Source organism: Dellaglioa sp. CoH-57-MRSF-17 (genome assembly GCF_056782015.1).
The window spans coordinates 1-377 of sequence record NZ_JBXAXY010000072.1 but is presented as its reverse complement, the minus strand read 5'-3'; the positions used below and the strand labels follow the sequence as shown (position 1 = coordinate 377).

Below are 377 nucleotides of genomic sequence, written 5' to 3'. Positions count from 1 at the left end.
ACGCGTCGAGGCCGAAACGTGCTCTGATGAACAGTGGATCGCGGAGCACGGCACACGTCTCGCCCGGCTCCTGAACATCGATGGCTACGATTTGGCTGATCGCGATGCGCAGATTGCGGATTTGCTGAAGCGGTCAGCACTGATTCCCATGCACGGTCGAATCGACGCGAAGGCCACGGTTCTGGGCATTATGCGATACGTAACGCGTAACTGGAACATGGAATTCAAGCACTACATGGGCACTCCCATGTATGCCCTGCTCTCGGTTCGTGAGTTTGATGAGCTGAAGAAGATTCTAGACGAACAACACAACATTATCCTCGGGGCCCAGCTCAACGACGGCATTTCGCTTCGGGACTTCATTGCCACGTTTCAGG

At 54.9% G+C, this 377-nt stretch carries 1 protein-coding gene; it reads left to right on the top strand.

Annotated features, from left to right (window positions below):
* Positions 1 to 377, top strand: a 377-nt coding sequence (locus AC1RPJ_RS07920) for a hypothetical protein (protein ID WP_481762865.1), incomplete at both ends; no start/stop codon positions are given.